At 72.1% G+C, this 20,676-nt stretch carries 19 protein-coding genes; 10 read left to right on the top strand and 9 right to left on the bottom strand.

What is annotated here, in order from left to right:
* Positions 1–103 precede the first annotated feature (103 nt).
* Positions 104–946 (top strand): ABC transporter ATP-binding protein, encoded by an 843-nt coding sequence (locus ACIQK6_RS37435; RefSeq protein WP_329100823.1) that lies wholly within the window; start codon positions 104–106, stop codon positions 944–946.
* The gene (locus ACIQK6_RS37430) at positions 943–2,637 is read left to right on the top strand and encodes a transporter (RefSeq protein WP_329100822.1); all 1,695 of its coding nucleotides are present in this window, start codon (positions 943–945) and stop codon (positions 2,635–2,637) included. Before ACIQK6_RS37435 ends, ACIQK6_RS37430 begins: the two co-directional genes overlap by 4 nt.
* A gap of 79 nt (positions 2,638–2,716) precedes the next feature.
* On the opposite strand, the gene ACIQK6_RS37425 is transcribed toward ACIQK6_RS37430, so the two are convergent.
* From ACIQK6_RS37425 to ACIQK6_RS37415, 3 genes are all read right to left on the bottom strand, one after another.
* Positions 2,717–3,235, bottom strand: coding sequence for a hypothetical protein (locus ACIQK6_RS37425; protein ID WP_329100820.1), 519 nt, complete (start codon positions 3,233–3,235; stop codon positions 2,717–2,719).
* 189 nt (positions 3,236–3,424) lie between these two features.
* Entirely contained in the window at positions 3,425–4,303 is an 879-nt protein-coding gene (locus ACIQK6_RS37420; protein WP_314251828.1) for an alpha/beta hydrolase, read from the bottom strand.
* A 368-nt stretch (positions 4,304–4,671) separates the two neighbouring features.
* Positions 4,672–5,364 carry a metal-dependent transcriptional regulator gene (locus ACIQK6_RS37415; RefSeq protein WP_329100816.1) on the bottom strand — a complete coding sequence of 231 codons (693 nt, stop codon included), beginning with the start codon at positions 5,362–5,364 and terminating at the stop codon, positions 4,672–4,674.
* A 257-nt stretch (positions 5,365–5,621) separates the two neighbouring features.
* Between ACIQK6_RS37415 and ACIQK6_RS37410 the strand changes: the two genes are divergently transcribed.
* Entirely contained in the window at positions 5,622–6,377 is a 756-nt protein-coding gene (locus tag ACIQK6_RS37410; protein ID WP_030009576.1) for an SIS domain-containing protein, read from the top strand.
* 41 nt (positions 6,378–6,418) lie between these two features.
* On the opposite strand, the gene ACIQK6_RS37405 is transcribed toward ACIQK6_RS37410, so the two are convergent.
* Entirely contained in the window at positions 6,419–7,768 is a 1,350-nt protein-coding gene (locus tag ACIQK6_RS37405; RefSeq protein WP_329100812.1) for a PAS domain-containing protein, read from the bottom strand.
* 463 nt (positions 7,769–8,231) lie between these two features.
* Between ACIQK6_RS37405 and iscB the strand changes: the two genes are divergently transcribed.
* A complete protein-coding gene (gene iscB / locus ACIQK6_RS37400) occupies positions 8,232–9,269 on the top strand; it encodes an RNA-guided endonuclease IscB (RefSeq protein ID WP_329100810.1) in 1,038 nt (345 codons plus the stop codon).
* Positions 9,270–9,889: 620 nt separating this feature from the next.
* On the opposite strand, the gene pdxH is transcribed toward iscB, so the two are convergent.
* Positions 9,890–10,552, bottom strand: a complete 663-nt coding sequence (pdxH, locus tag ACIQK6_RS37395) for a pyridoxamine 5'-phosphate oxidase (RefSeq protein ID WP_329100808.1) — start codon at positions 10,550–10,552, stop codon at positions 9,890–9,892.
* Positions 10,553–10,752: 200 nt separating this feature from the next.
* On the opposite strand from pdxH, the gene ACIQK6_RS37390 reads away from it, so the two are divergent.
* Positions 10,753–11,859 carry a citrate synthase 2 gene (locus ACIQK6_RS37390; protein WP_329100806.1) on the top strand — a complete coding sequence of 369 codons (1,107 nt, stop codon included), beginning with the start codon at positions 10,753–10,755 and terminating at the stop codon, positions 11,857–11,859.
* 70 nt (positions 11,860–11,929) lie between these two features.
* On the opposite strand, the gene ACIQK6_RS37385 is transcribed toward ACIQK6_RS37390, so the two are convergent.
* Together ACIQK6_RS37385 and ACIQK6_RS37380 are read right to left on the bottom strand one after the other, a co-directional pair.
* Positions 11,930–12,517, bottom strand: a complete 588-nt coding sequence (locus ACIQK6_RS37385; RefSeq protein WP_030009580.1) for a TetR/AcrR family transcriptional regulator — start codon at positions 12,515–12,517, stop codon at positions 11,930–11,932.
* Complete coding sequence (locus ACIQK6_RS37380) at positions 12,505–13,242, bottom strand: enoyl-CoA hydratase family protein (RefSeq protein WP_329100803.1); 738 nt, start codon at positions 13,240–13,242, stop codon at positions 12,505–12,507. The genes ACIQK6_RS37385 and ACIQK6_RS37380 overlap by 13 nt, the downstream gene beginning before the upstream one ends.
* Before the next feature lie 801 nt (positions 13,243–14,043).
* Here ACIQK6_RS37380 and ACIQK6_RS37375 point away from each other — a divergent pair.
* Genes ACIQK6_RS37375 through ACIQK6_RS37360 form a run of 4 tightly spaced genes read left to right on the top strand, consistent with a single transcriptional unit; the run spans position 14,044 to position 18,778 of the window.
* Positions 14,044–14,724 (top strand): response regulator transcription factor, encoded by a 681-nt coding sequence (locus ACIQK6_RS37375; protein WP_329099536.1) that lies wholly within the window; start codon positions 14,044–14,046, stop codon positions 14,722–14,724.
* Between the two features lie 19 nt (positions 14,725–14,743).
* Positions 14,744–16,102: a sensor histidine kinase gene (locus ACIQK6_RS37370; protein WP_402696915.1), complete on the top strand. Its 1,359-nt coding sequence runs from the start codon at positions 14,744–14,746 to the stop codon at positions 16,100–16,102.
* A 49-nt stretch (positions 16,103–16,151) separates the two neighbouring features.
* Positions 16,152–17,396 carry an LCP family protein gene (locus tag ACIQK6_RS37365; protein ID WP_402696913.1) on the top strand — a complete coding sequence of 415 codons (1,245 nt, stop codon included), beginning with the start codon at positions 16,152–16,154 and terminating at the stop codon, positions 17,394–17,396.
* A complete protein-coding gene (locus ACIQK6_RS37360; RefSeq protein ID WP_329099539.1) occupies positions 17,384–18,778 on the top strand; it encodes an FtsW/RodA/SpoVE family cell cycle protein in 1,395 nt (464 codons plus the stop codon). Before ACIQK6_RS37365 ends, ACIQK6_RS37360 begins: the two co-directional genes overlap by 13 nt.
* Positions 18,779–19,280: 502 nt before the next feature.
* Here the strand turns inward: ACIQK6_RS37360 and ACIQK6_RS37355 are convergent.
* Positions 19,281–19,490, bottom strand: a complete 210-nt coding sequence (locus ACIQK6_RS37355) for a hypothetical protein (protein ID WP_329099540.1) — start codon at positions 19,488–19,490, stop codon at positions 19,281–19,283.
* Positions 19,483–19,638 carry a hypothetical protein gene (locus ACIQK6_RS37350; RefSeq protein ID WP_402696910.1) on the bottom strand — a complete coding sequence of 52 codons (156 nt, stop codon included), beginning with the start codon at positions 19,636–19,638 and terminating at the stop codon, positions 19,483–19,485. The genes ACIQK6_RS37355 and ACIQK6_RS37350 overlap by 8 nt, the downstream gene beginning before the upstream one ends.
* A 191-nt stretch (positions 19,639–19,829) precedes the next feature.
* Here ACIQK6_RS37350 and ACIQK6_RS37345 point away from each other — a divergent pair, with 191 nt between their 5' ends.
* Positions 19,830–20,588, top strand: a complete 759-nt coding sequence (locus ACIQK6_RS37345; RefSeq protein ID WP_402696908.1) for a GntR family transcriptional regulator — start codon at positions 19,830–19,832, stop codon at positions 20,586–20,588.
* The last annotated feature ends 88 nt before the right edge of the window (positions 20,589–20,676 follow it).

Below are 20,676 nucleotides of genomic sequence, written 5' to 3'. Positions count from 1 at the left end.
AATCAGGGCGAGAACTGATGACATAAGTAACTGCTCAAGCCTCTCCCCCTCCTCCTATGGTGAAGGAGGAACGACCAACGGGGACGTGATGAGAGGCAGGCGCATGCCGGACCAGGGCGATGCGACGGGTGGACCGAACGGAACGGGTGGCGCGCGGTCCGCGCCGCCCGCCGTGCGGGTGGAAGGCCTGTGGAAGCGGTTCGGCGACCAGGTGGCCGTCGAAGGGATAGACCTGGAGCTGCCCGCGGGGCAGTTCATCGGCCTGGTGGGCCCCAACGGCGCGGGCAAGACGACCACGCTGTCGATGGTGACCGGGCTGCTGCGCCCGGACATGGGGCGGGTCCACGTCGCGGGGCACGACGTATGGGCCGACCCGACCGCGGTGAAGGCGCGGATCGGCGTACTGCCCGAGGGGCTGCGGCTCTTCGAGCGGCTGTCGGGGCGCGAACTGCTCGGCTACATGGGCCGGCTGCGCGGGCTGCCGGGCGAGGAGACCGACAAGCGGGCGACGCAGCTGCTGGAGGTCCTCGACCTCGCGGGCTCGCAGCACAAGCTGGTCGTGGACTACTCGACCGGCATGCGCAAGAAGATCGGTCTGGCGGCGGCGCTGCTGCACAACCCCGAAGTGCTCTTCCTGGACGAGCCGTTCGAGGGCGTCGACCCGGTGTCGGCGCAGACCATCCGCGGGGTGCTGGAGCGCTACACGGCTTCCGGCGCCACGGTCATCTTCTCCTCCCACGTGATGGAGCTCGTCGAGTCGCTGTGCGACTGGGTGGCCGTGATGGCCGCCGGCCGGATCCGCGCCGCGGGCCCGCTGGCCGACGTACGGGGCTCCGCGCCCTCGCTGCAGGCCGCCTTCCTCGAACTGGTCGGCGCGCACGGGCGCGACGCGGCAGGGGACTCGCTGGAGTGGCTCGGCGGCGGCTCCGGGGCGGGATCGCGATGACCTCGCCCGCCAACCCGGCCGCAGGTCCGGCCGCAGGTCCCGCCGGCACCGTGACCGCTCCCGCCACCGGGTCCACCCGGTCCACCGGAGCCCCGTCCGTCGCGTCGGTCCCGCTGACCCCGGTCTTCGTCCGCCTCAAGCTGTCGCTCCTGCGCAACGGGCTGAAGGGCTCCTCCAAGCGCAAGGCCGCCTACTTCTCGTCGCTCGCCTTCGCCCTGGCCGTCGGCTTCCTCGTGACGCTCGGCCTGGCCCTGCTGCACGGGAACGCCCACGCCAGCACGGTCGTCGTCCTGCTGGCCGCGATCCTGGCCCTCGGCTGGGCCTTCATGCCGCTGTTCTTCCCCACCGGGGACGAGACCCTCGACGCGAGCCGGCTGGTCATGCTGCCGCTGCGCCCGCGTCCTCTCGTACGGGCCCTCCTCGTCTCCTCGCTGGTCGGCATCGGGCCGCTGTTCACGCTGTGCCTGGCCATCGGCTCCGTACTGGCCGTCGCGCGCGGCGCCGCCGGCGCGGTGGCCGCCGTGGTGGCCGCGCCCCTGCTGGTGCTCGGCTGCGTGACCCTCGCACGGGCGGTGGCCACGGCCAACGTGCGGCTGCTGAGCAGTCGCAAGGGGCGGGACATGGCGATCCTCAGCGGTCTGCTGATCGCGGTGGGCGGCCAGCTGGCCAACTTTGGTAGCCAGCGCCTCTTCGAGGTGGGCGGCCTCACCACGCTGGAGCCGGCCGAGGCCGTGGTGCGCTGGCTGCCGCCGGCGACCGCCGTCGGCATGGTGGACTCGGCGAGCGAGGGCGCGTACGGGGTGGCGGCCGCCCAACTGGCCTTGACCCTGGCCGCCGTGGCCGCCCTCCTGTGGTTCTGGGAGCGGAGCCTGACGCGGCTGATGGTCACCCCGGACGGCTCGACCCTGACGGCGGCCCAGCCGACGAGGGACCGCGGCGCGGGCGGCCTGTGGTCCCTGCTGCCCGCCGGCCGGACGGGCGCGACCATGCAGCGCACGCTGCGCTACGCCGTGCGCGACCCGAAGACCAAGGCGTCTTGGGTGACCGGACTGGCGATCGGCCTGATCATCCCCGTCTTCAACGCCCTCCAGGGCACGGGGTCCGTCTACCTCGGCTGCTTCGGCGCGGGCATGCTCGGCATGCAGATGTACAACCAGTTCGGCCAGGACACCTCCGCGTTCTGGATGGTCGCGCAGACCATCAGCTCCCCGCGCGACGCGTACGTGGAACTGCGCGCGCGGGCCGCCTCGCTGGCCCTGGTCACCGTCCCGTACACGGTCCTGGTCATGGTGGTCACGGCCGCGCTGCTCGGCGACTGGTCCACCTTCCCGGCGGCCACGGGCCTGGCCCTGGCCCTGTTGGGCTCGATGCTCTGCACGGGGGCGCTGGCCTCGGCCCGCTTCCCGTACTCGATCCCGTCGGACGGCGCCTTCAAGAACGTCGTCCCGGGACAGGCCGGACTCGCCTGGGCGGGCATCTTCGCCGGGATGCTGGCCTCGGCGGTGATCTCCGCCCCGGTGATCGCCCTGACGATCTGGATCAAGGTCGGTGGCCACCAGGACATCTCCTGGATCGCGCTCCCGCTGGGTGTGGCCTGGGGCGCACTGGCCACCTGGACGGGCCTGCGGCTCGCCGCCCCGACGGTGGCGCGCAAGCTCCCGGAGATCCTGTGGGCGGTCAGCAAGGGCTGACCGCCGACCGTACTGGAACGGGCCGGCCTCCCCTCCCCTCGCGGGAGCGGAGGCCGGCCCTCTTCGCACAGGCCCGGCGTCAGTTGGCGGCGAGCAGGACGAGTACGACGACCGAGCCGGCGAAGACGACGACGTGCCGGAGGTTCTGGAGGTACGGCATCACCCAGTCGGGGAAGCCGTCCTCGGCGGCCCGGAGCATGGACCTGACGTCGATGCGCTGTAGTTCGGCGTCACCGGACTTGGCGAAGGCGGCGGTCACGGACGGCACGGCGGTCAGGTTCGAGTAGAGGATCACACAGTTCACGAGGATGACGAGCGGCTGGACGATCCAGGACACCGTCCCGCTCCACGAGCTACCGGCGATCCCGAGCACCGCGGGCAGGGCCAGCGCCGCCGCGATCCCGACGGGGGCCCAGGTCTCGTGCCCGCCGGCGTCGAGCCGCATGCCGTTCTCCGCCATGACGCTGGTGCGCACCCCCTGCCGCCCCAACTCGGCCTCGACGGCGGCCTGGGCGCGGGCGCCGTAGCGGCTGCGCACGACGGGAATGCTCAGGAAGGCGACGGCGATCAGGAGCTGCAGGGCGGCGACGGCGTTCATCGGGGGACCTCGTTTTCTCGGTGCTTGCCTGGCGACGTCGCCACCATGAGGCCGCCCCCTGACAGGCCCCGAACACCTCACTGACAGACCGCTGACACGCTCGGTCGTACGACGGCACGACCGCCGACGGCACGACCGCCGACCGTTCCGCCCCTCCCTGCGCACCGGGGGGCGGAACCGTCGGGGTGGTCAGGGAGCTTCGGCCTTGATGCCGTCGAGGAAGGGTTCCAAGACCTCGCGCCAGGCCGTCGGCTGGTCGTAGTGGAGGTAGTGACCCGCATCGGGGATTTCCGCGTACTGGCCGGCCGGGAGGACGCGCACCATTTCCTGGGCCTCGGCCCGGCCCAGTTCGCCGTCGAGGCCGCGGACCACCAGGGTCGGGCAGCGGACCTGGGCGAGCTCCTCCCAGTGGGCGTCGTGGACCCAGGTCTCGCGGGCCGTCAGCATCTGGCGGCGGGAGAAGACCGGGCGCCAGCCGTCCGAGGCCTCGTGCATGACCTCGGCGAAGAAGGCACCGCGGCCGGGGTCGGGACGTTCCACCCGGGGGTCGTCCTCGCCGAACCAGCGGCGGGCCGCGTCCTGGGTGGGGAAGGGGAGGGGCCAGTGGTGGAACCAGTCCTCCCATTCCTGCTGGGAGGCCGCGCCCAGGGCGGAGGCGCGCATGTCGCAGATGACCACGGCTTCGACCAGGTCCGGGCGGCGGGCCGCGAGCTGCCAGGCGGTGAGGGCGCCCATGGAGTGGCCGATCAGTGTCACGGGGGCGAGGCCGAGCTGCTCGACGGCCGCTTCGGCGTCGGCCACGAAGGCCTCACGGCCCAGGGAGGTGGGGGTGCCGTCGGGGGCGGCGGGCGGGCGGGCGCTCTGGCCGTGTCCGCGCTGGTCCAGGGCCACGACGCGGCGGCGCTCGCGGAGCCAGCGGGCGGTGCCGGCCCAGTGGAAGGCGCGGCCCATCAGCCCGTGCAGTAACAGCACCCCGGGGCGGGTGTCGGGCTCGGCCTCTGCTTCGCGGAACTCCCAGGCGGCCAGGCGGACGCCTTCGGCCCCTGTCACATCGACGCGCTGTACCACCGCAGATGCACCCCCTTCGCTCCCCGCCAGACTATCGAACCCGTATTCGAGAACGGGTTTTTCGCCTACAACACCGCTCTTTCGAGTGACCTTGCTCAAGGATTGACCGCCGCTGCCGATGGAGATCCTTTCAACAGGGAGGCGGGCCGCTCGGGGAAGACGGTCCGAGGGGACGACCTTGAGAGCTCGGGGCTCCAGGTCACAAGGGGAGGACCGGTCCCGGCGCCGAAAGGCGCCGGGACCACCCACACCAAGGGCTGGTCATCCGTACGGGTCACGACCCGTGGGACAGGAACCCCCGGAACGCGTCTCGTACGGATCGATCCCCCGGACTCATCCGCGTCGACGCGAACGCCGACGCGCCGGGATCAGCGCTTCGCCACGAACACGTGCGAGGCGACCTCCACGTCCAGCTCGGCGGCCTCACCGCCACTGCCGACCAGCACACCCCCCGGAGACTCGGTCACGCTCACCACCGCGCCGGGCTGCACGCCCGCCCGCCGGAGCGTGTACATCAACTGGGCGTCCGTCTGGATCGGCTCACCGATCCGCCGGACGACCACGGTCTTGCCTTCGGTGCCCGCATCGAGCTCGGACAGGCTGACCATGCCGTCCTCCAAGAACGGGTCGGCCTCGGCCTTCTCACCCAGCTCCTCCAGCCCCGGGATCGGGTTTCCGTACGGCGACTCGGTCGGGTGGCGCAGCAACTCCAGCACCCGCCGCTCCACCGCTTCGCTCATCACGTGCTCCCAACGGCAGGCCTCCGCGTGCACCTGCTCCCACTCCAGCCCGATGACGTCGACGAGCAGACACTCCGCGAGCCGGTGCTTGCGCATCACGCGCGTGGCCAGTCGGCGGCCCTCCTCCGTCAGTTCGAGGTGCCGGTCGCTGGCGACGGCCACCAGGCCGTCCCGCTCCATGCGCGCCACCGTCTGGCTCACCGTCGGACCGCTCTGGTCGAGCCGCTCGGCGATCCGGGCGCGCATGGGGACCACGCCTTCCTCTTCCAGCTCGAGGATGGTGCGGAGATACATCTCCGTGGTATCGATCAGTCCGGACATTCGTGCCCCTCGGATTGCGTGCGCTGGCCCTGCCCCCAATTCTGACGCATCGGGCCGACAACCGTCCCGTGCCGAGCGTCAAGACGGCTCCCGGACATCCCCCCGACATCCCCGGGAAGATCGTTCGGGGATGTCGGGGGCGCGCGACCAGAGCTTTCGGCACGGGATTGACGTTCGTATTGACACACCCTTGGTCCAGACCGCACGGTGAGCGGCGGACACGGACGCTCCCCCACCCCTGGAAGGGCCATCGGCGTATGAGCGAGAGCAAGCTGGCCGGCCAGTTCTTCGATGCCGCCATCGGTCTGCTGGAGCGGGTGCGGGACGAGGAGGCCCCGCACATCGCCGAGGCCGGCTCCCTCATCGCCGACGCGGTCGCCGCCGGCAACCGGCTCTTCGCCTTCGGCGCCGGGCATTCCTCGCTGCCCGCCCAGGACGTCGTCTACCGGGCCGGCGGCCTGGCCCTGATGAACTTCCTCGCCGTCCCCGGCACGGCCGGCGTCGACGTCATGCCCGCGACCCTGGGCAGCGCCCTGGAGCGGGTCGACGGCCTGGCCGGCGCCGTCCTCGACAGCAGCCCCGCCTCCGACGGCGACGTCCTCGTGATCATCTCCCTCTCCGGGCGCAACGCCCTGCCCGTCGAGATGGCGATGAACGCCCGCGCCATCGGCCTCAAGGTCATCGGCGTGACCTCGGTGGCGTACGCGACCGGGACCAAGTCACGGCACCTCTCCGGCACCTTCCTCAAGGACCACTGCGACGTCGTCCTCGACAGCAAGATCGCGGTCGGCGACGCCGAGCTGAGCATCGACGGCATCGACGCGCCCTTCGCCCCCGCCTCCACCGTGGTGACCAGCGCGATCATGCAGGCCGTCATGGCGACGGCGGCCGGCGAGCTCGCCGCCCGCGGGGTGGAGCCCCCGCTGCTGCGCTCGGGCAACGTCGACGGCGGCCACGAGTGGAACGGCCGCGTGATGCAGGAGTACGGCGACCGGATCTTCTTCCGGCACTGAGGGGTCGGCCCGGGAGGCGCCTGCGGGCACCCGGGCCGCGCTCACTCCTCGCCCGGACCGGCCGGACCCGCCGGACCTGCCGGACCCGCCGGACCCGCCGCCAGGTCCAGGTCGGCCGCGACCCGGGCCGCGACCTCCTCCGCGTACACCGCGTCCGCGCGCTCGAAGGCCGCCCGCGAGGGCCCGCGCAGGAACGTCAGCGCCCCCAGGGTCCGCCCCCGGCTCCGCAACACCGTGCACAGCCCGTGCACGGCGCCCTCGGGCCACTGGCGCGCCCGCGCCCACTGCGCGTCCGCCTCCCCGCGCGGGGCGCTGGTGCGCACCGAGCCGATCCGGTCCAGCGCCTGCAGCGCCGGGTGCCCGGCCGCGTACCGGACGGGGATCGACCCGGGCCCCGGCAGCACCGGCGGCGACGCGGCGGACCGTACGAGCCTGCGCCGCTCGGGGTCGGCCGTGGGGTCCAGTACGTCCAGCAGCGCGTGCTCGGCGAAGCCGGCGAGGGCGAAGTCCAGGCGGACGGCGGCCGCTTCGGCCGGATCCTCGCACTCGGCGGCGGCCCGCCCCGCCCGGTGGAGCTGGTGCGAGCGGAACCGCAGCTGCGCGGTGTCCAGTTGCTCCTGGCGGGCCTCGGTGACGTCCTGGAACAGCCAGCCGACGCCCAGCGGTACGGGCTCCTCCGCGAGCGGCGAGGCCAACCGCAGGAACCCGCACCGCCAGCACCTGCGCCGCACCCCCTCCGCCGTGCGCACCGACACCCACATCTCCACCGGCGCGGGCGGGGCCCCTTCGGCGAGCACGTGCTGGAGCGCGCCCTCCAACTCCTCGACGCCCTGGGTCAACAGCTCTCCCAGGGGCCGCCCGAGCAGTGCGGTGCGGCCGGTCCCGAAGGCCCGGGCGGCGTGCCCGTTGACCACGGCGGGCCGCAGGTCGACGTCGACCAGGACGACGCCCCACGAGGCGTCCTCCATCAGGGCCTCGCTCAGCGCGATGGAGCGCTCCAGGTCGATCTGGGCGTGCACCTCGCTGAAGGCGCAGTACACCCCGGCGGGTTTCCCGTCCGCGCCGGGCACCCCGGCGGACTGGGTCCGTACGAGGACGCGCCCGCCGTCCTTGGTCAGCAGCGCGAACTCGTGCACCTGCCGGCCGGGCACGTGCTGGACGGCCATCAGCCGGTCCTGGACGTCGTGCGCGTCGGCGGCCCGCACTGCCCAACCCTCGAAGCCCTTGCGACCCACGGCCTCGGCCGCGGTCCACCCCAGGATCCGCTCGGCCTCGCGGTTCCAGTGGGTGATCACGCCGTCGGAGTCGAACGCGCACAGGGCGGCGTCCATCCCGTCCAGCAGCGCTGCGAGCAGATCGTCAGCGGTCTCGTTACGTCCGTAGGCACTCACCTGGGACCCCCAGCAGGTGTTCGCGTATGCGGCACGTCAGATCATTGAACTCGAACGTGACCCACACCACACCACTTTCGGGGAAATCGGCGCGCATCCCCACACACCTGGGAAAGCACCACCGGAACGGCCACACGTTCGAGTGACCAGCCCCAGTCATCACGATCCCCGGATCAGTAGAGGTGCCTAGATGACTACGTTCCGCACGGGCGAGCGGACCCACCAGGCTGTGCTTCCTCAGCAACCTGCTCTGGAATCCGCGGGCGCAGACACCCCTGGGAGCAGGGACGAAACGGCTCACGGGCTCCCGGCCGCAATGCCGGGCACCGGTGTGGAACATGGGCGAGGGGAGACCGGCGAAGTCCGCACCGGGACACGTCGGCGGCACGCCCGATCTGCCGCTTCGGCAGCGGAGACGGCAGAGACCGGGAGCGGTGACGCTCCCCGCCCGGCAGCAAGCCGAGTGTTCGTGCTGGCCAAGGGGGGCGAGCCGCTGATGCCCTGCCATCAGGCCCGTGCACGCGAGTTGCTCGCTGGTGGACGTGCCGTCGTGGCACGGCGTGCTCCGTTCACCATCCGGCTCAAGCACCGTACCCGTGCGGGCTCGGCCGTCGAAGGCGTACAGCTGCGCCTCGATCCTGGCTCCAAGGCGACGGGTATCGCCATCGCCGACGAGCGTCACCGGAACGGCCCGAAGGGCCGAACCGCGGTCGCCCGCCGGGGTCTGATCACTCTCGAACTCCGGCACCGGGGACAACAGATCCACGGCGGCATGGTGCGACGCGCCGCCTATCGGCGCCGGAGGCGCTCGGCGAATCTCCGGTACCGGGCGCCCCGGCACGACAACCGCCCGCGGCCGGACGGCTGGCTCCCCCCGTCCCTGCGCCATCGCGTCGACTCGACCACGGCCGTGGTCGCGCGACTGTGCCGATATGCACCAGTGCGTGAGATCCACGTGGAGCAGGTGGCATTCGACACGACCGCATTCGCCGGAGTCATGCCGTCCTGCGTGCAGGACGGCATCGAGCCGACGTACGCCGCCTCCGAGGTCCCTCAGTTCCTCCGGGCCAAATGGAAGAGGTCCTGCGCCTACTGCGACGCCACGGGGGTGCCTCTCAACATCGATCACGTCCGTGCACGAAGCCGTGGTGGATCGGATCGGGTATCGAACCTCGTCCTCGCTTGTGTTCCCTGCAATCAGGCAAAGGGGACGGCACCCGTCCAGGAGTTCCTCGCCGACCGGCCGGCCCGGCTGGAACGCGTGATCAGGCAGCTGAGGAAACCTCTGCAGGACGTGGCCGCCACTAACGCCACCAGGCTCCAGCTCGTGAAAGCGCTCGCAACGCAGAGTGTGCCGGTGCATGCGTGGTCGGGCGGGCGTACCCACTGGAACCGGTTCGCGATGGGCTTGCCGAAGAGCCACACGCTCGACGCCCTGACCAACGGAGTCATCGACCACGAGCGGGGGACGCGCTCGTCCGGGTACCCGCGCAGATCCTAGTGGTGTCGTCGACCGGGCGTGGTTCGTACGCCAGGACCACCCCTGACCGCTTCGGATTCCCCCGCTTGCAACGGCCCCGCGGCAAGGTCCACCACGGGTACGCAACCGGAGACCTGGTGGCGGCCGTCGTGCCCAGAGGAAAGTGGGTCGGCAGGTGGGTGGGACGCATCGCGGTCCGGACCAGCGGCCAGCATCGCATCACGACGTCGACCAGCCGCTTTGACGTCTCCCACCGGAACTTGCGGCTACTTCAGAGAGCCGATGGATACACCTACGGATTCGCCGAAGAAATTCGATTGAGCGGACCGCACGGGCCTGCCTAGAGTGGAGGCACACTGAAAGGAGGTGATCCCGGAAATGTACGAACTCCGGACGCGTGAGGTGGCTGCGGGCTAGGGCCCGTCGTCAGTAGCGCACCCAGTGCGGTGCCCGGCGGAATCGCCCGGCGCCAATCCCAAGCAGTCACCCGACCCGCGGGCTCGCCGGCACGTCCGGCCGGCTTCTCTCACTGCAGGAGAGAAACCCGAGCCCGCGGGTCGCCTGCGTTCACCGCTCCCGCTCGGGGTGAGCGGGAGCGTACGGTCCCACTGGCGGGAGCCGCCGCAGACCCGCCCGCCCGGCTACGGGCAGAGCCGCTCCACGCGCCACTTGGCCCCGTCCAGGACGTAGTGCAGACGGTCGTGCAGGCGGTTCTCGTGGCCCTGCCAGAATTCCACCTCCTGCGGGACCACGCGCAGGCCGCCCCACTCCGGCGGGACCGGCACCTGCTCGCCCTCCGGGTAGCGGGCCGCCAGCTCGGCGTAGCGCCGGTCCAGCTCCGCACGGGAATCGATGACGCTGGACTGCTCGCTCGCCCAGGCACCCAGCTGGGAACCGTGCGGGCGGGAGCGGAAGTACGCGGCTGTCTCGTCGCGGCCGATCCGGGCCGCCGTACCGGTGACGATCACCTGGCGGGCGATCGGGTGCCACGGAAACAGCAGCGCGACCTGCGGGTTCTCGGCCAGCTCGCGGCCCTTGCGCGAGGCGTAATTGGTGAAGAAGACGAAGCCCCGGCCGTCGAACTGCTTCATCAGCACCGTCCGCGAACTGGGCCGGCCGTCCGGGGTGGCCGTCGATACGACCATGGCGTTCGGCTCGAAGAGGTGCGAGTCGGCGGCCTGCTGGAACCAGAGCGCGAACTGGTCCATCGGATGCTCGGCGAGGCTCCCCTCGTCGACGATCTCCGAGCGGTACTGCTTGCGCATCATGGCGGGGTCAATGTCCTGATCGGTCACGCTTGCCATCCTGCCGCAGCCGGACCGGCGACGGTGTGCCGTATGTCACGCTTCCGCAGTCGGGGCGGAGCGGCCAAAATCTTGGGGCCGGTCCGAAGGTCCCCGAGCGGGTGACCGACGGCCGTGCCGGGCATCAACGGGGATGACCGCGCCGGACCGCGAATCACGCCGGGAGCCGCGCGTGTTCGCACTATCTGAGGAGCCGCCTGATGTCCGACTTCGTACCCGGGCTCGAAGGGGTCGTCGCGTTCGAGACGGAGATCGCCGAACCCGACAAGGAAGGCGGGTCGCTCCGCTACCGGGGCGTCGACATCGAAGACCTCGTCGGCCACGTCTCCTTCGGGAACGTCTGGGGCCTGCTGGTCGACGGTGCCTTCAACCCGGGCCTGCCCGCCGCCGAACCTTTCCCCATCCCGGTCCACTCCGGTGACATCCGCGTCGACGTCCAGTCCGCGCTCGCGATGCTCGCCCCCGTGTGGGGTCTGAAACCACTGCTGGACATCGACGTGCAGACCGCCCGTGACGACCTCGCGCGCGCAGCCGTGATGGCACTGTCGTACGTCGCCCAGTCCGCCCGCGGCCAGGGCCTGCCCATGGTGCCGCAGCGGGAGATCGACAAGGCCGAGTCCGTCGTCGAGCGGTTCATGATCCGCTGGCGGGGCGAGCCGGACCCGCGGCACGTCAAGGCCGTCGACGCGTACTGGACCTCGGCCGCCGAGCACGGCATGAACGCCTCCACCTTCACCGCGCGGGTGATCGCATCGACCGGCGCGGACGTCGCCGCCGCGCTGTCCGGCGCCGTGGGCGCCATGTCGGGACCGCTGCACGGCGGGGCGCCGTCCCGCGTGCTCGGCATGATCGAGGAGATCGAGCGCACCGGCGACGCCGTGGCGTACGTGAAGAAGGCTCTCGACAAGGGCGAGCGGCTGATGGGCTTCGGGCACCGCGTCTACCGTGCCGAGGACCCGCGCGCCCGCGTGCTGCGGCGCACCGCCAAGGAGCTCGACGCGCCGCGCTACGAGGTGGCCGCCGCGCTGGAGAAGGCCGCACTGGAAGAACTGCACGCGCGCCGCCCCGACCGGGTGCTCGCCACGAACGTGGAGTTCTGGGCCGCGATCATGCTGGACTTCGCCGAGGTCCCCGCGCACATGTTCACGTCGATGTTCAGCTGCGCCCGCACCGCCGGCTGGTCGGCGCACATCCTGGAGCAGAAGCGCACGGGCCGCCTGGTGCGGCCCTCGGCCCGCTACACCGGGCCCGGGCGGCGCAACCCGCAGGAGATCGAGGGCTACGCGGACATCGCCGAGACGGCGTAACCGCCGCTCGTGTCCTGGGGCGCCGTATCCCGCTCTCGCGGGGTGCGGCGCCCTTCCCGTTCCCGCCGCCTCAGCCCAGGGCCGCGTCCAGGATCCGGGACCACTGGGCCACCACCCGGGCCCGGCGGGCCGTATCGTCGGTGAGCACGTTGGCGAGGCCCAGGCCCCGCGCCATGTCCAGCAGACCCTGCACGGTCTCCCGTACGCCCGGCACCGACTCGTCCGCACCCAGCAGCTCGACGGCGATGCGGTGGGTCTCGCGACCGACCCGGGCCTCCAGTTCGGTGACCTGGGGGCGCAGCTGCTCCTCGTTGGAGGCGGCCACCCACAACTGCAGGGCGGCCCGGAAGAGGGCGCCGGTGTACAGGTCGACCAGCGCCTCCACCACGGCGGGCCGGGCGGCCGGGCCGGCGTGGAAGAGGTCGCGCAGGGCCGTGGAGCGCTCCTCGGCGACGTACTCGACGGCCGCGGTGAACAGGTCCTCGCGGGTCGGGAAGTGGTGCTGGGCGGCGCCGCGCGAAACCCCGGCCCGTTCCGCGACGACCGAGACGGTCGAACCGGCCCAGCCGTGCTCCGCCAGGCAGGACACCGCCGCCTCCAGGAGGTGGCGGCGGGTGACGCGGCTGCGCGCCTGCTTGGGGCCGGTCACAGCGACCATGACGGTTCCCGGCGCTCGAAACGGGCGGTGATGCCTTCGCGGGCCTCTTCGGAGGCGAACAGTCCGGCGGACAGCTCGGTCAGGCGGGATCCGTCGCGGGCGAGGGCCTCGCGTACGGCGGCGGACGTCAACGCCTTGGTCGCGGCCAGCCCCTGCGGGGAGGCCTTGCGCAGGCCGGCGAGTACCGGCTCCAGGGCCGTGTCCACGTCCTCGCCGTGCAGGGTGAGCAGTCCGATCCGGGCGGCCTCGGCGGCGTCGAAGGCCTCGGCGGTGAGGAAGTAGCGGGCCGCGGCGCGCGGGTCGAGGCGGGGCAGCAGCGGCATGGAGATCACCGCGGGGGCGAGGCCCAGGTGGGTCTCGGTGAAGGCGTACGAGGACTGCGGTCCGGCGGCGGCGACGTCGCAGACACCGAGCAGCCCGAGGCCGCCGGCCCGGACGTGGCCGGTGACCCGGGCGACGACGGGCTTGGGGAGCTCGGCGGTCTCGCGGAGCAGGGCCAGGAAGTCGGCGGGATCGCAAGGTGACTTGAGGTCGGCCCCGGCGCAGAAGGTGTTGCCGGTGTGGGTGAGGACGACGGCCCGGACGTCCGCGTCCGCGGCGGTGGCGGCGAGCGCGGAGCGGAGCTCGGCGACGAGGTCGACGGAAAGGGCGTTGCGGTTGCCCGGGGAGTCCAGGGTGAGGGTGGCGATGCCGGTCGCCTGGGCGGCGTGCACTCGTGGGGCCATGTCTCCTCCGGAGTGGCTTGCGGATGGGGGTACTTCGGGAGCCGGGTCCCTCCGGGAGGGTACGTGGACGGCTGCGGTGTGCCCTGCGGTGTGCCCTGCGGGCGGCTCGGCGGTGTTCGGCTCGGTGGCACGTTGCCTCGTGCCGAGGTGGGTCGCCTCAATCGCCGGCGGGGCTTCAAAGGGTGGGGCGGGGCCCCGCACGAGGGTCTCCTCGGCTCGGCGCGCGCGGGCACGTCTCGGCTGTACCCGGCGGTCGCGCCTCGTCCTGCGGGGACCCTCCTGCGTGTCCCCGCCCCACGGCAGAGCTTCGACAGCTACGACCCATCCCCCCAACGCCAAGGCTCCTCCTCCCTCCATCCGGGCCCGTGCCGCCGAGGTGTGGGGGACGTGCGGGCGTGTGCCGCTGAGGGGTGGGGGGACGTGGCGGGGTGTCCCCGCAGGACGAGCGCGCACCACCGGGCACAACCGAGACATGGCGCACCGCGCGAGCCGAGGAGACACCCCCCCCCCGCCCCCCCCCCCCCCCCCCCCCCCCCCCCCCCCCCCCCCGGCCCCCGGACCGACCCACACCAACAACCCGCCACCCCCAACCCCGCCCACCCGCCGAGGCGCGGGCCCGCCCATTCAGCCTCGCCGGCGATTGAGGCGCGGGCCCGGGCAGCGCCCGGCAGACGGCAGCAACACGACCAAGCAGCCCGCAGCGCAACGGCGCGGGCCCGGGCAGAGCCCGGCGAGGATCCGGACCCCGCGCACCGCCGACCAGGCCTCACGGCAAACGCGTCGATATGTGACGCTTGAGCCGTGCGCATCCTCGTGGTCGAAGACGAAGAAGGCCTCGCCGAATCCCTGCGGCGCGGCCTCTCCGCCGACGGCCACCGCGTCGACGTCGCCCACGACGGCCACCGCGGGCTCGACCTCGCCCTCGCCGGTGGCCCGTACGACGTCGTCCTGCTCGACCTGATGCTCCCGGGTCCCAGCGGCCACGCGATCTGCACCCGCATGCGCGCCCACGGCGACACCACCCCGGTCCTGATGCTCACCGCCCGCGACGGCGAGTACGACGAGGCCGAGGGTCTGGACTCCGGCGCCGACGACTACCTCACCAAGCCGTTCTCCTCCGTGGTCCTGGCCGCCCGGATCCGGGCGGTGGCACGCCGCGCCGGCACGCCGGACCGCGGCACCCTGCAGGCCGGCGACCTCGTCCTGGACCCGCAGGGCCGCCGCTGCCGCCGCGGTGACCGGGACATCGAACTGACCGCCCGCGAACTGGGCGTCCTCGCTTGTCTGATGGAGCAGCCCGGCCGGGCCGTCGCCAAGCAGGACATCCTGGACGAGGTCTGGGACACCCCGCACGGCATCGACCCGAACATCGTGGAGGTGTACGTCTCCTCGCTGCGCAAGAAGATCGACGCACCCTTCGGCCGCCACTCGATCCGCACCGTCCACGGAACCGGCTACCGGATGGCCCCCGACGGTGGTTAGGCCCCGGCGGGCGGATCCCGTGCGCCGTGAAGCCGCCCGCCGCAGGCGACCCGGCATCCGGGCGCGCACCGCCGCGGCCGCCGCACTCGCGATGGCCGCCGTCCTCGCCGGCGGCGGGCTGTGGTTGCACGCCCTGCTCCGGGCCAACCTCCTCGAGAACACCACCGGCCGCGCCGAGCTCGCCGCCCGCAAGGTCGCCGCCCAGCTCGACAACCGGACCCTGCCGACCGGCGGACGGCTGGCCGCGCCCGAGAGCGGAGTGGACCTGGTCCTCGTACGGGACGCGGCCGGGCGGACGGTCGCGTCCACCGGCGATCCGAAGCACGCCCCCGACCTCGGCGGCGCCCCACTGCCCGGCCCCGGTGACGACTCCCGGTCGGCCGTGCTCCCGCCGGCGCACTCCGGCGGGGAACGGCGTGCGGTGGTCGTCGTCGAGGCGCCGGGGGCGCACAGGGTGTACGCAATGACCGTGCTCGGCGACGTGGACGACGCGACCCGGGCCGTCGCGGTCGGGCTGCTCGCGGGGGCGCCCCCGCTGACCGGCTTCGCCGCCGCCCTCGCCTGGTGGGTGACCGGCCGCGCGCTGCGCCCGGTGAGCGCGATCCGCTCCGAACTGGCGGCGGTCACGGCGAGCGAGCTGGACCGGCGAGTTCCGGACCCGGGCGGGGTGGACGAGATCGCGCAGCTGGCCCGGAGCGTCAACGAAACCCTGGACCGGCTGGAGCGTTCCGACGCCCGGCAGCGGCAGTTCACCGCGGACGCCTCCCACGAGCTGCGCAACCCGCTGGCCGCCGTCCGGTCCCGGCTCGAGGTGGCCCTCGCCATGGACCGCCCCGACCGGGAGTCGGTCGCGGCCGCGCTGGCCGATACCGAGCGGCTCCAGGCCGTCGCGGCGGACCTGCTACTGCTGGCCCGCCTCGACGGCGGACCGGCGTCGGCGCCGCGGAGCGAGCCGGTGGACCTGGCCCTGCTGGCCGCGGAGGACGCGGCGCGGCGGGGTGGCTCGCGGATCGCGCTACGGCTGGACGCGCGGGCGCCCGTACCGGCCTCCGGGGACCCGGCGCGGCTGGAACGGGCCCTGGCCAACCTCGTGGACAACGCCCTGCGGTACGCCAGCGCCGAGGTGGTCGTACGGGCGGCGGCGCACGACGGATGGACGGTGCTGGAGGTCACGGACGACGGCCCCGGCATCCCGGAGGCGGACCGGGACCGGGTCTTCGAACGCTTCGTACGGCTGGACGCGGACCGCGGCCGGGCCAGCGGCGGAACCGGGCTGGGCCTGGCCATCGCCCGGGAGATCGCGCGGGCGCACGGGGGCGACGTACGCGCGCTGCCGGCGCCCGCCGGGGGCGCTCGGCTGGTGCTGCGCATCCCGTAGGCCGGCGCCTCAGGATTCCTTCAGCGGACCTGCGTCAGCATCGGCAGGCATGAGCGCGCACCGGAGGAAGCCGACGACCCGATCCCGCCGCCGCCACCCGGCCCGCCGCCGGCGGCGGCTGGGCCGCACGCTGCTGGTCACCGGTTGCGCGCTGGTGGGCCTGACGGGCGGCGGAGCCTGGTACCTGTACCGCGACCTCGCCGCCGGCATCGGCAGCTCCAAGGCCCTCGAAGGCGCGGAGAAGTCCACGTCCGGCGACAGCAACATCCTGCTCATGGGCCTGGACAGCCGCCGGGACCAGAACGGCGAGAAACTGCCGGAGGAGGTCCTCGACAAGCTGCACGCCGGCAGTTCGGACATCGGCGGCTACAACGCGAACACCCTGATCCTGCTGCACGTACCCGGGGACGGCGGCCGGGCGAAGGCCTTCTCGGTGCCGCGCGACGACGTCGTCGACATACCCGGCCACGGCAAGGACAAGATCAAGAAGGCGTACGGGCTGGCGAAGGAGAAGAAGCAGGAGCAGCTCGCCGCGCGGGGGGTCAAGGACGTCCGGCAGCTAGAGCGGGAGGGCCGGGAGGCGGGGCGCGCGGCACAGATCGAGACGGTGCGGAACTTCCTGGGGGTCCCCATCGATCACTTCGCCGAGCTGAATCTGGCCGGTTTCTACCACCTCGCGGACGCGCTGGGCGGGGTACCGGTGTGCCTGAACAAGGCGGTGAAGGACACGTACTCGGGCGCCGACTTCCCGGCGGGCCCACAGACGCTCGACGGCCGGCAGTCGCTCGCCTTCGTGCGGCAGCGGCACGGCTTGGACAGGGGTGACCTGGACCGGACCAAGCGCCAGCAGGCCTTTCTCGCGGGCGCGACGAAGAAGCTGAACTCGGCCGGGACCTTCACCGACCCGGCGAAGCTGATCAAACTGATCGACGCCGCCAAACAGGACGTGGTCACGGACGAAGGCTGGGATCTCCTCGCGTTCGTGAAGCAGGCGAAGAACCTGTCCGGCGGGAAGGCGCAATTCACGACACTTCCCATCGAAGGTTTCGGGAGGAACCATGGGGAGGACATCAACGTCGTAGATGATATGAAGATAAAGCGCCTCATTGCCGAACAGATCGGACCCGAAGCTTCCGCTGACGCCGGTGCATCGGGCGCCACGTCCTCGCCCCCGTCCCCGTCGCCGTTCTCGCCTTCGTCCTCGTCCTCACCTTCGTCCTCGCCCGATGCGGCGCCCCCGCCGCCCTCGCCGTCCGCCCCCAAGGAGGGTGGCGGCATCCCGTGCGTGGACTGAAACCCCTGACGTCGGCGGTCGCCCGCCGCCGCACCGAGGCGCTGCTCCTGGTCTTCGTCATCGCCATCGCCGTGTTCGGCCACGCCGCCGCGGGCCTCGCCATGAACGGCGAGCTGCCGCCCAAATTCGTCGACTTCACCATCAGCATGACCCTGCTATCGCTGGTGGGGCACCTGGGGATACGCCGGTTCGCGGCCTACGCGGACCCGTTGATCTTCCCGCTCGCCATGCTGCTGACCGGCCTGGGACTCGTACTGATCCACCGGCTCGACCAGGGCTACATCGAGCGGTGGAACTCGGACGCGAACGCCCCGGGCCAGCTGTTGTGGACGGTGGTCGGCGTCGCCGCCTGCATCGCGGTGCTGGCCCTGTTGCGCGACCACCGGCTGCTCCAGCGGTTCATCTACATCACGATGGCCGTCGCGCTGGTACTGCTGATCGCGCCGGCGTTCTTCGGCGCGGACACGTACGGCGCCAAGCGGTGGATCATCCTCTTCGGCTTCTCGGTCCAGCCCGGCGAGTTCGTGAAGATCATGATCGCGATCTTCTTCGCCGGGTACCTGGTCATCCACCGGGACTCGCTGGCCCTGACGGGCCGCAGGTTCCTGGGCATGCGATTGCCCCCGATGCGGCAGCTCGGCCCCATCGCCACGGTGTGGATCCTCTCGATGCTGGTGCTGATCTTCGAGCGCGACCTGGGCACGTCACTGATCTTCTTCGGCGTCTTCGTGGTGATGCTGTACGTCGCCACCGAGCGCACCAGCTGGATCGTGTGCGGCGTGCTCATGGCCTCGGCGGGCGCCTTCGTCGTCGGCTCGACGGAGCCGCACGTCAAGGCGCGCGTGGCGGCCTGGTTGAACCCGCTCTCCGTCTACTGGGACACCCCTCCCCCGGGCATCACCTCGGACCAGTCGGCGCAGGCCCTGTTCAGCTTCGGCACGGGCGGCATCTCGGGGACCGGCCTCGGCATGGGCCACCCCGAGCTGATCAAGTTCGCCGGGCGCAGCGACTTCATCCTCACGACGGTGGGCGAGGAGCTCGGCCTGGCCGGGGTCATGGCCGTACTGATCCTCTACGCGCTCCTCGTGCAGCGGGGGCTGCGGATGGCCCTCGGCGCGCGCGACCCCTTCGGCAAACTGCTCGCGGTGGGCCTGGCGGCGGCGCTGGCCCTGCAGGTCTTCGTGGTCGCGGGCGGCGTGACGGGCCTGATCCCCCTGACGGGCAAGGCCCTGCCCTTCCTCGCCAAGGGCGGCTCGTCCCTCCTGGCCAACTGGGTCATGATCGCCCTGCTCCTGCGCATCAGCGACAGCGCGGAACGCCAACGCGAGGCGGACACCCACGGCCCGGTAGAAACGACGATCACGCCGGTGGTGCGGGTGTAGGGGGCGGGGCTCTTGGCCGGCGTCGGGGACGTGTACGGGGTTTCCCGTCAGTCCCATCGTCCCTCCGGGGCGGGCCGGTCCCTCAAGGGCGCTCCTTCGTCGCGTCGCTTCGCGATGGCCTACGGCCACCCTTGACCGACCGCCCCGCCACGGAGATACGAAGACTGCCGGGAACCCCCGAAGGGAACGGGCCGGGGGAGGCTTTCAGGCGCGGGGCGGTCGGCGACGCCCGGGCAGATCCCGGCAGGGCACGTCCCGAGACGGGGCCCATGACAGCCACCTGCCGGGTCGGTGGGCGCACCATGTCGCTACGCGCTCCTCACCCCTCAGCGTCCGACGGCCGTCTTGGGTCGGGCATAGGCCGCCCACGGCCCCGGCCCGACGCTCGACCCGCGTCCGACGGACGTCTGGGGCTGGGCATGGGCCGCCTCGGATCGCTCAGCGCGTCTCCGTGGACGTGTCCGGCGCCCGTACCGGGCTGATCACGGTCTTCGCGGGGGCCTCATTCGGCGGGCTCGACGTTGGCGGCGGACGTGGTGAATTCGCGCCCGGACGGGCCACGGATGTAGGCCAGTTCCACCCAGTGCTCGGTGTAGGCGTCCGAGACGTTGTCGTTGACCACGGCCATCAGCTCGCCCTCGGCGCCGGAAGCGATGCCGCGGACACGGCGGCGCAGGAGACGGTGAGGCACGTATTCGTACCGCTCACTCATCGGCCGCCCCTTGCAAGGTGCTGAGGAAGCGCTCCCAGCCGACCAGCGCCCGCCCGAGCAGGTCTTCGCTGGGCTCGCATATGACGGCCACCCTCACCGGGAGGGCGTCGCCCGTGTCGACGGTGAAGACATCGCGATGCTGCGGCATACAGATCACTCCTCACTCATGAGGCCACCCCACGATCGACCTCTCTAGAGATGCATTCACTACAGCCGACCCTGCCTCGATCCGTCAGTAGTTCTCTAGAGATGCCATGGGAAGGGGGGCCGCCGCTGGTGCGTGCGGTGCCTCACCTCTGGACCTAGGGTGTCTAGAGAGGAGAAGGAGTGATCGGTTTCATGACCAGCCAGGGCAGCAGCCGTCATCCGAAATACCGGCGGATCGCCGATGCGCTGAGGACGGCCATTCAGGCGGGCGAGTACGGTCCGGGCGACCGGCTGCCGGGTGAGAACGACCTCATGGCCACCTACGAGGTCGCGCGGATGACCGCGCGCCAGGCCCTCGGCGTACTGCAGAACGAAGGACTCGCGGAGGCCCGGAAGGGCGCCGGCGTCTTCGTCCGGGCGTTCAGGCCCCTGCGGCGGCGCGGTATTCAGCGGCTGGCGCAGGAGCAGTGGGGTGCGGGGCGGTCGATCTGGTCCGATGAGTCCGAGGACCGGGAGCTGGTCGTCGACCAGGTCGAGGTGCGCGAAGGGGAGGCGGACGACCGTGTCTGCGACGCACTCGGCGTTCCGGCGGGGACTCGGGTGTGGGTGCGCAGCCGCCGTTTCGTGCTCGACGGCAAGCCCGCGCTCTTCGCGGTGTCGTACCTGCCGGCCGACGTCGTCGGGGACTCCGCCATCACGCAAGTCGACACCGGTCCCGGCGGGACGTACGCGCGGCTGGCCGAGCTGGGGCACGGGCCCGTTCGTTTCCGGGAGGAGGTGCGGTCCCGGATGCCTTCGGCCGCCGAGGCCGAGCGGCTCTCGCTTTCGACGGGCACGCCCGTGATCCAGATCGTGCGCACCGCGTTCGCCGGGGGCGGGCGGGTCGTCGAGGTCAACGAGATGACGCTCGACTCCGCCGCCTACGTGCTGGAGTACGACTTCGACGCCTAGAAGACTCGTGAAGATCTTGTTGGAGGGCCGTCCGGCCGTAGGCCGGGAGGCCCTCTCGCTTATGCGGTGGCCGTGGTGAGCGTCCAGG

The sequence above is a fragment of the Streptomyces sp. NPDC091682 genome (assembly GCF_044756625.1).
GTDB lineage: Bacteria > Actinomycetota > Actinomycetes > Streptomycetales > Streptomycetaceae > Streptomyces.
Note: the sequence above shows the minus strand (reverse complement) of the source record. Positions and strands in the feature narration are given on the sequence as shown.

Bases quoted from the DNA above. Each gene is read 5' to 3' on its own strand.
- ACIQK6_RS37435 (WP_329100823.1), top strand. From the start codon at position 104: ATGCCGGACCAGGGCGATGCGACGGGTGGACCGAACGGAACGGGTGGC.
- ACIQK6_RS37430 (WP_329100822.1), top strand. From the start codon at position 943: ATGACCTCGCCCGCCAACCCGGCCGCAGGTCCGGCCGCAGGTCCCGCC.
- ACIQK6_RS37425 (WP_329100820.1), bottom strand. From the start codon at position 3,235: ATGAACGCCGTCGCCGCCCTGCAGCTCCTGATCGCCGTCGCCTTCCTG.
- ACIQK6_RS37415 (WP_329100816.1), bottom strand. From the start codon at position 5,364: ATGTCCGGACTGATCGATACCACGGAGATGTATCTCCGCACCATCCTC.
- ACIQK6_RS37410 (WP_030009576.1), top strand. From the start codon at position 5,622: ATGAGCGAGAGCAAGCTGGCCGGCCAGTTCTTCGATGCCGCCATCGGT.
- pdxH (WP_329100808.1), bottom strand. From the start codon at position 10,552: ATGGCAAGCGTGACCGATCAGGACATTGACCCCGCCATGATGCGCAAG.
- ACIQK6_RS37390 (WP_329100806.1), top strand. From the start codon at position 10,753: ATGTCCGACTTCGTACCCGGGCTCGAAGGGGTCGTCGCGTTCGAGACG.
- ACIQK6_RS37385 (WP_030009580.1), bottom strand. From the start codon at position 12,517: ATGGTCGCTGTGACCGGCCCCAAGCAGGCGCGCAGCCGCGTCACCCGC.
- ACIQK6_RS37380 (WP_329100803.1), bottom strand. From the start codon at position 13,242: ATGGCCCCACGAGTGCACGCCGCCCAGGCGACCGGCATCGCCACCCTC.
- ACIQK6_RS37365 (WP_402696913.1), top strand. From the start codon at position 16,152: ATGAGCGCGCACCGGAGGAAGCCGACGACCCGATCCCGCCGCCGCCAC.
- ACIQK6_RS37355 (WP_329099540.1), bottom strand. From the start codon at position 19,490: ATGAGTGAGCGGTACGAATACGTGCCTCACCGTCTCCTGCGCCGCCGT.
- ACIQK6_RS37350 (WP_402696910.1), bottom strand. From the start codon at position 19,638: ATGCCGCAGCATCGCGATGTCTTCACCGTCGACACGGGCGACGCCCTC.
- ACIQK6_RS37345 (WP_402696908.1), top strand. From the start codon at position 19,830: ATGACCAGCCAGGGCAGCAGCCGTCATCCGAAATACCGGCGGATCGCC.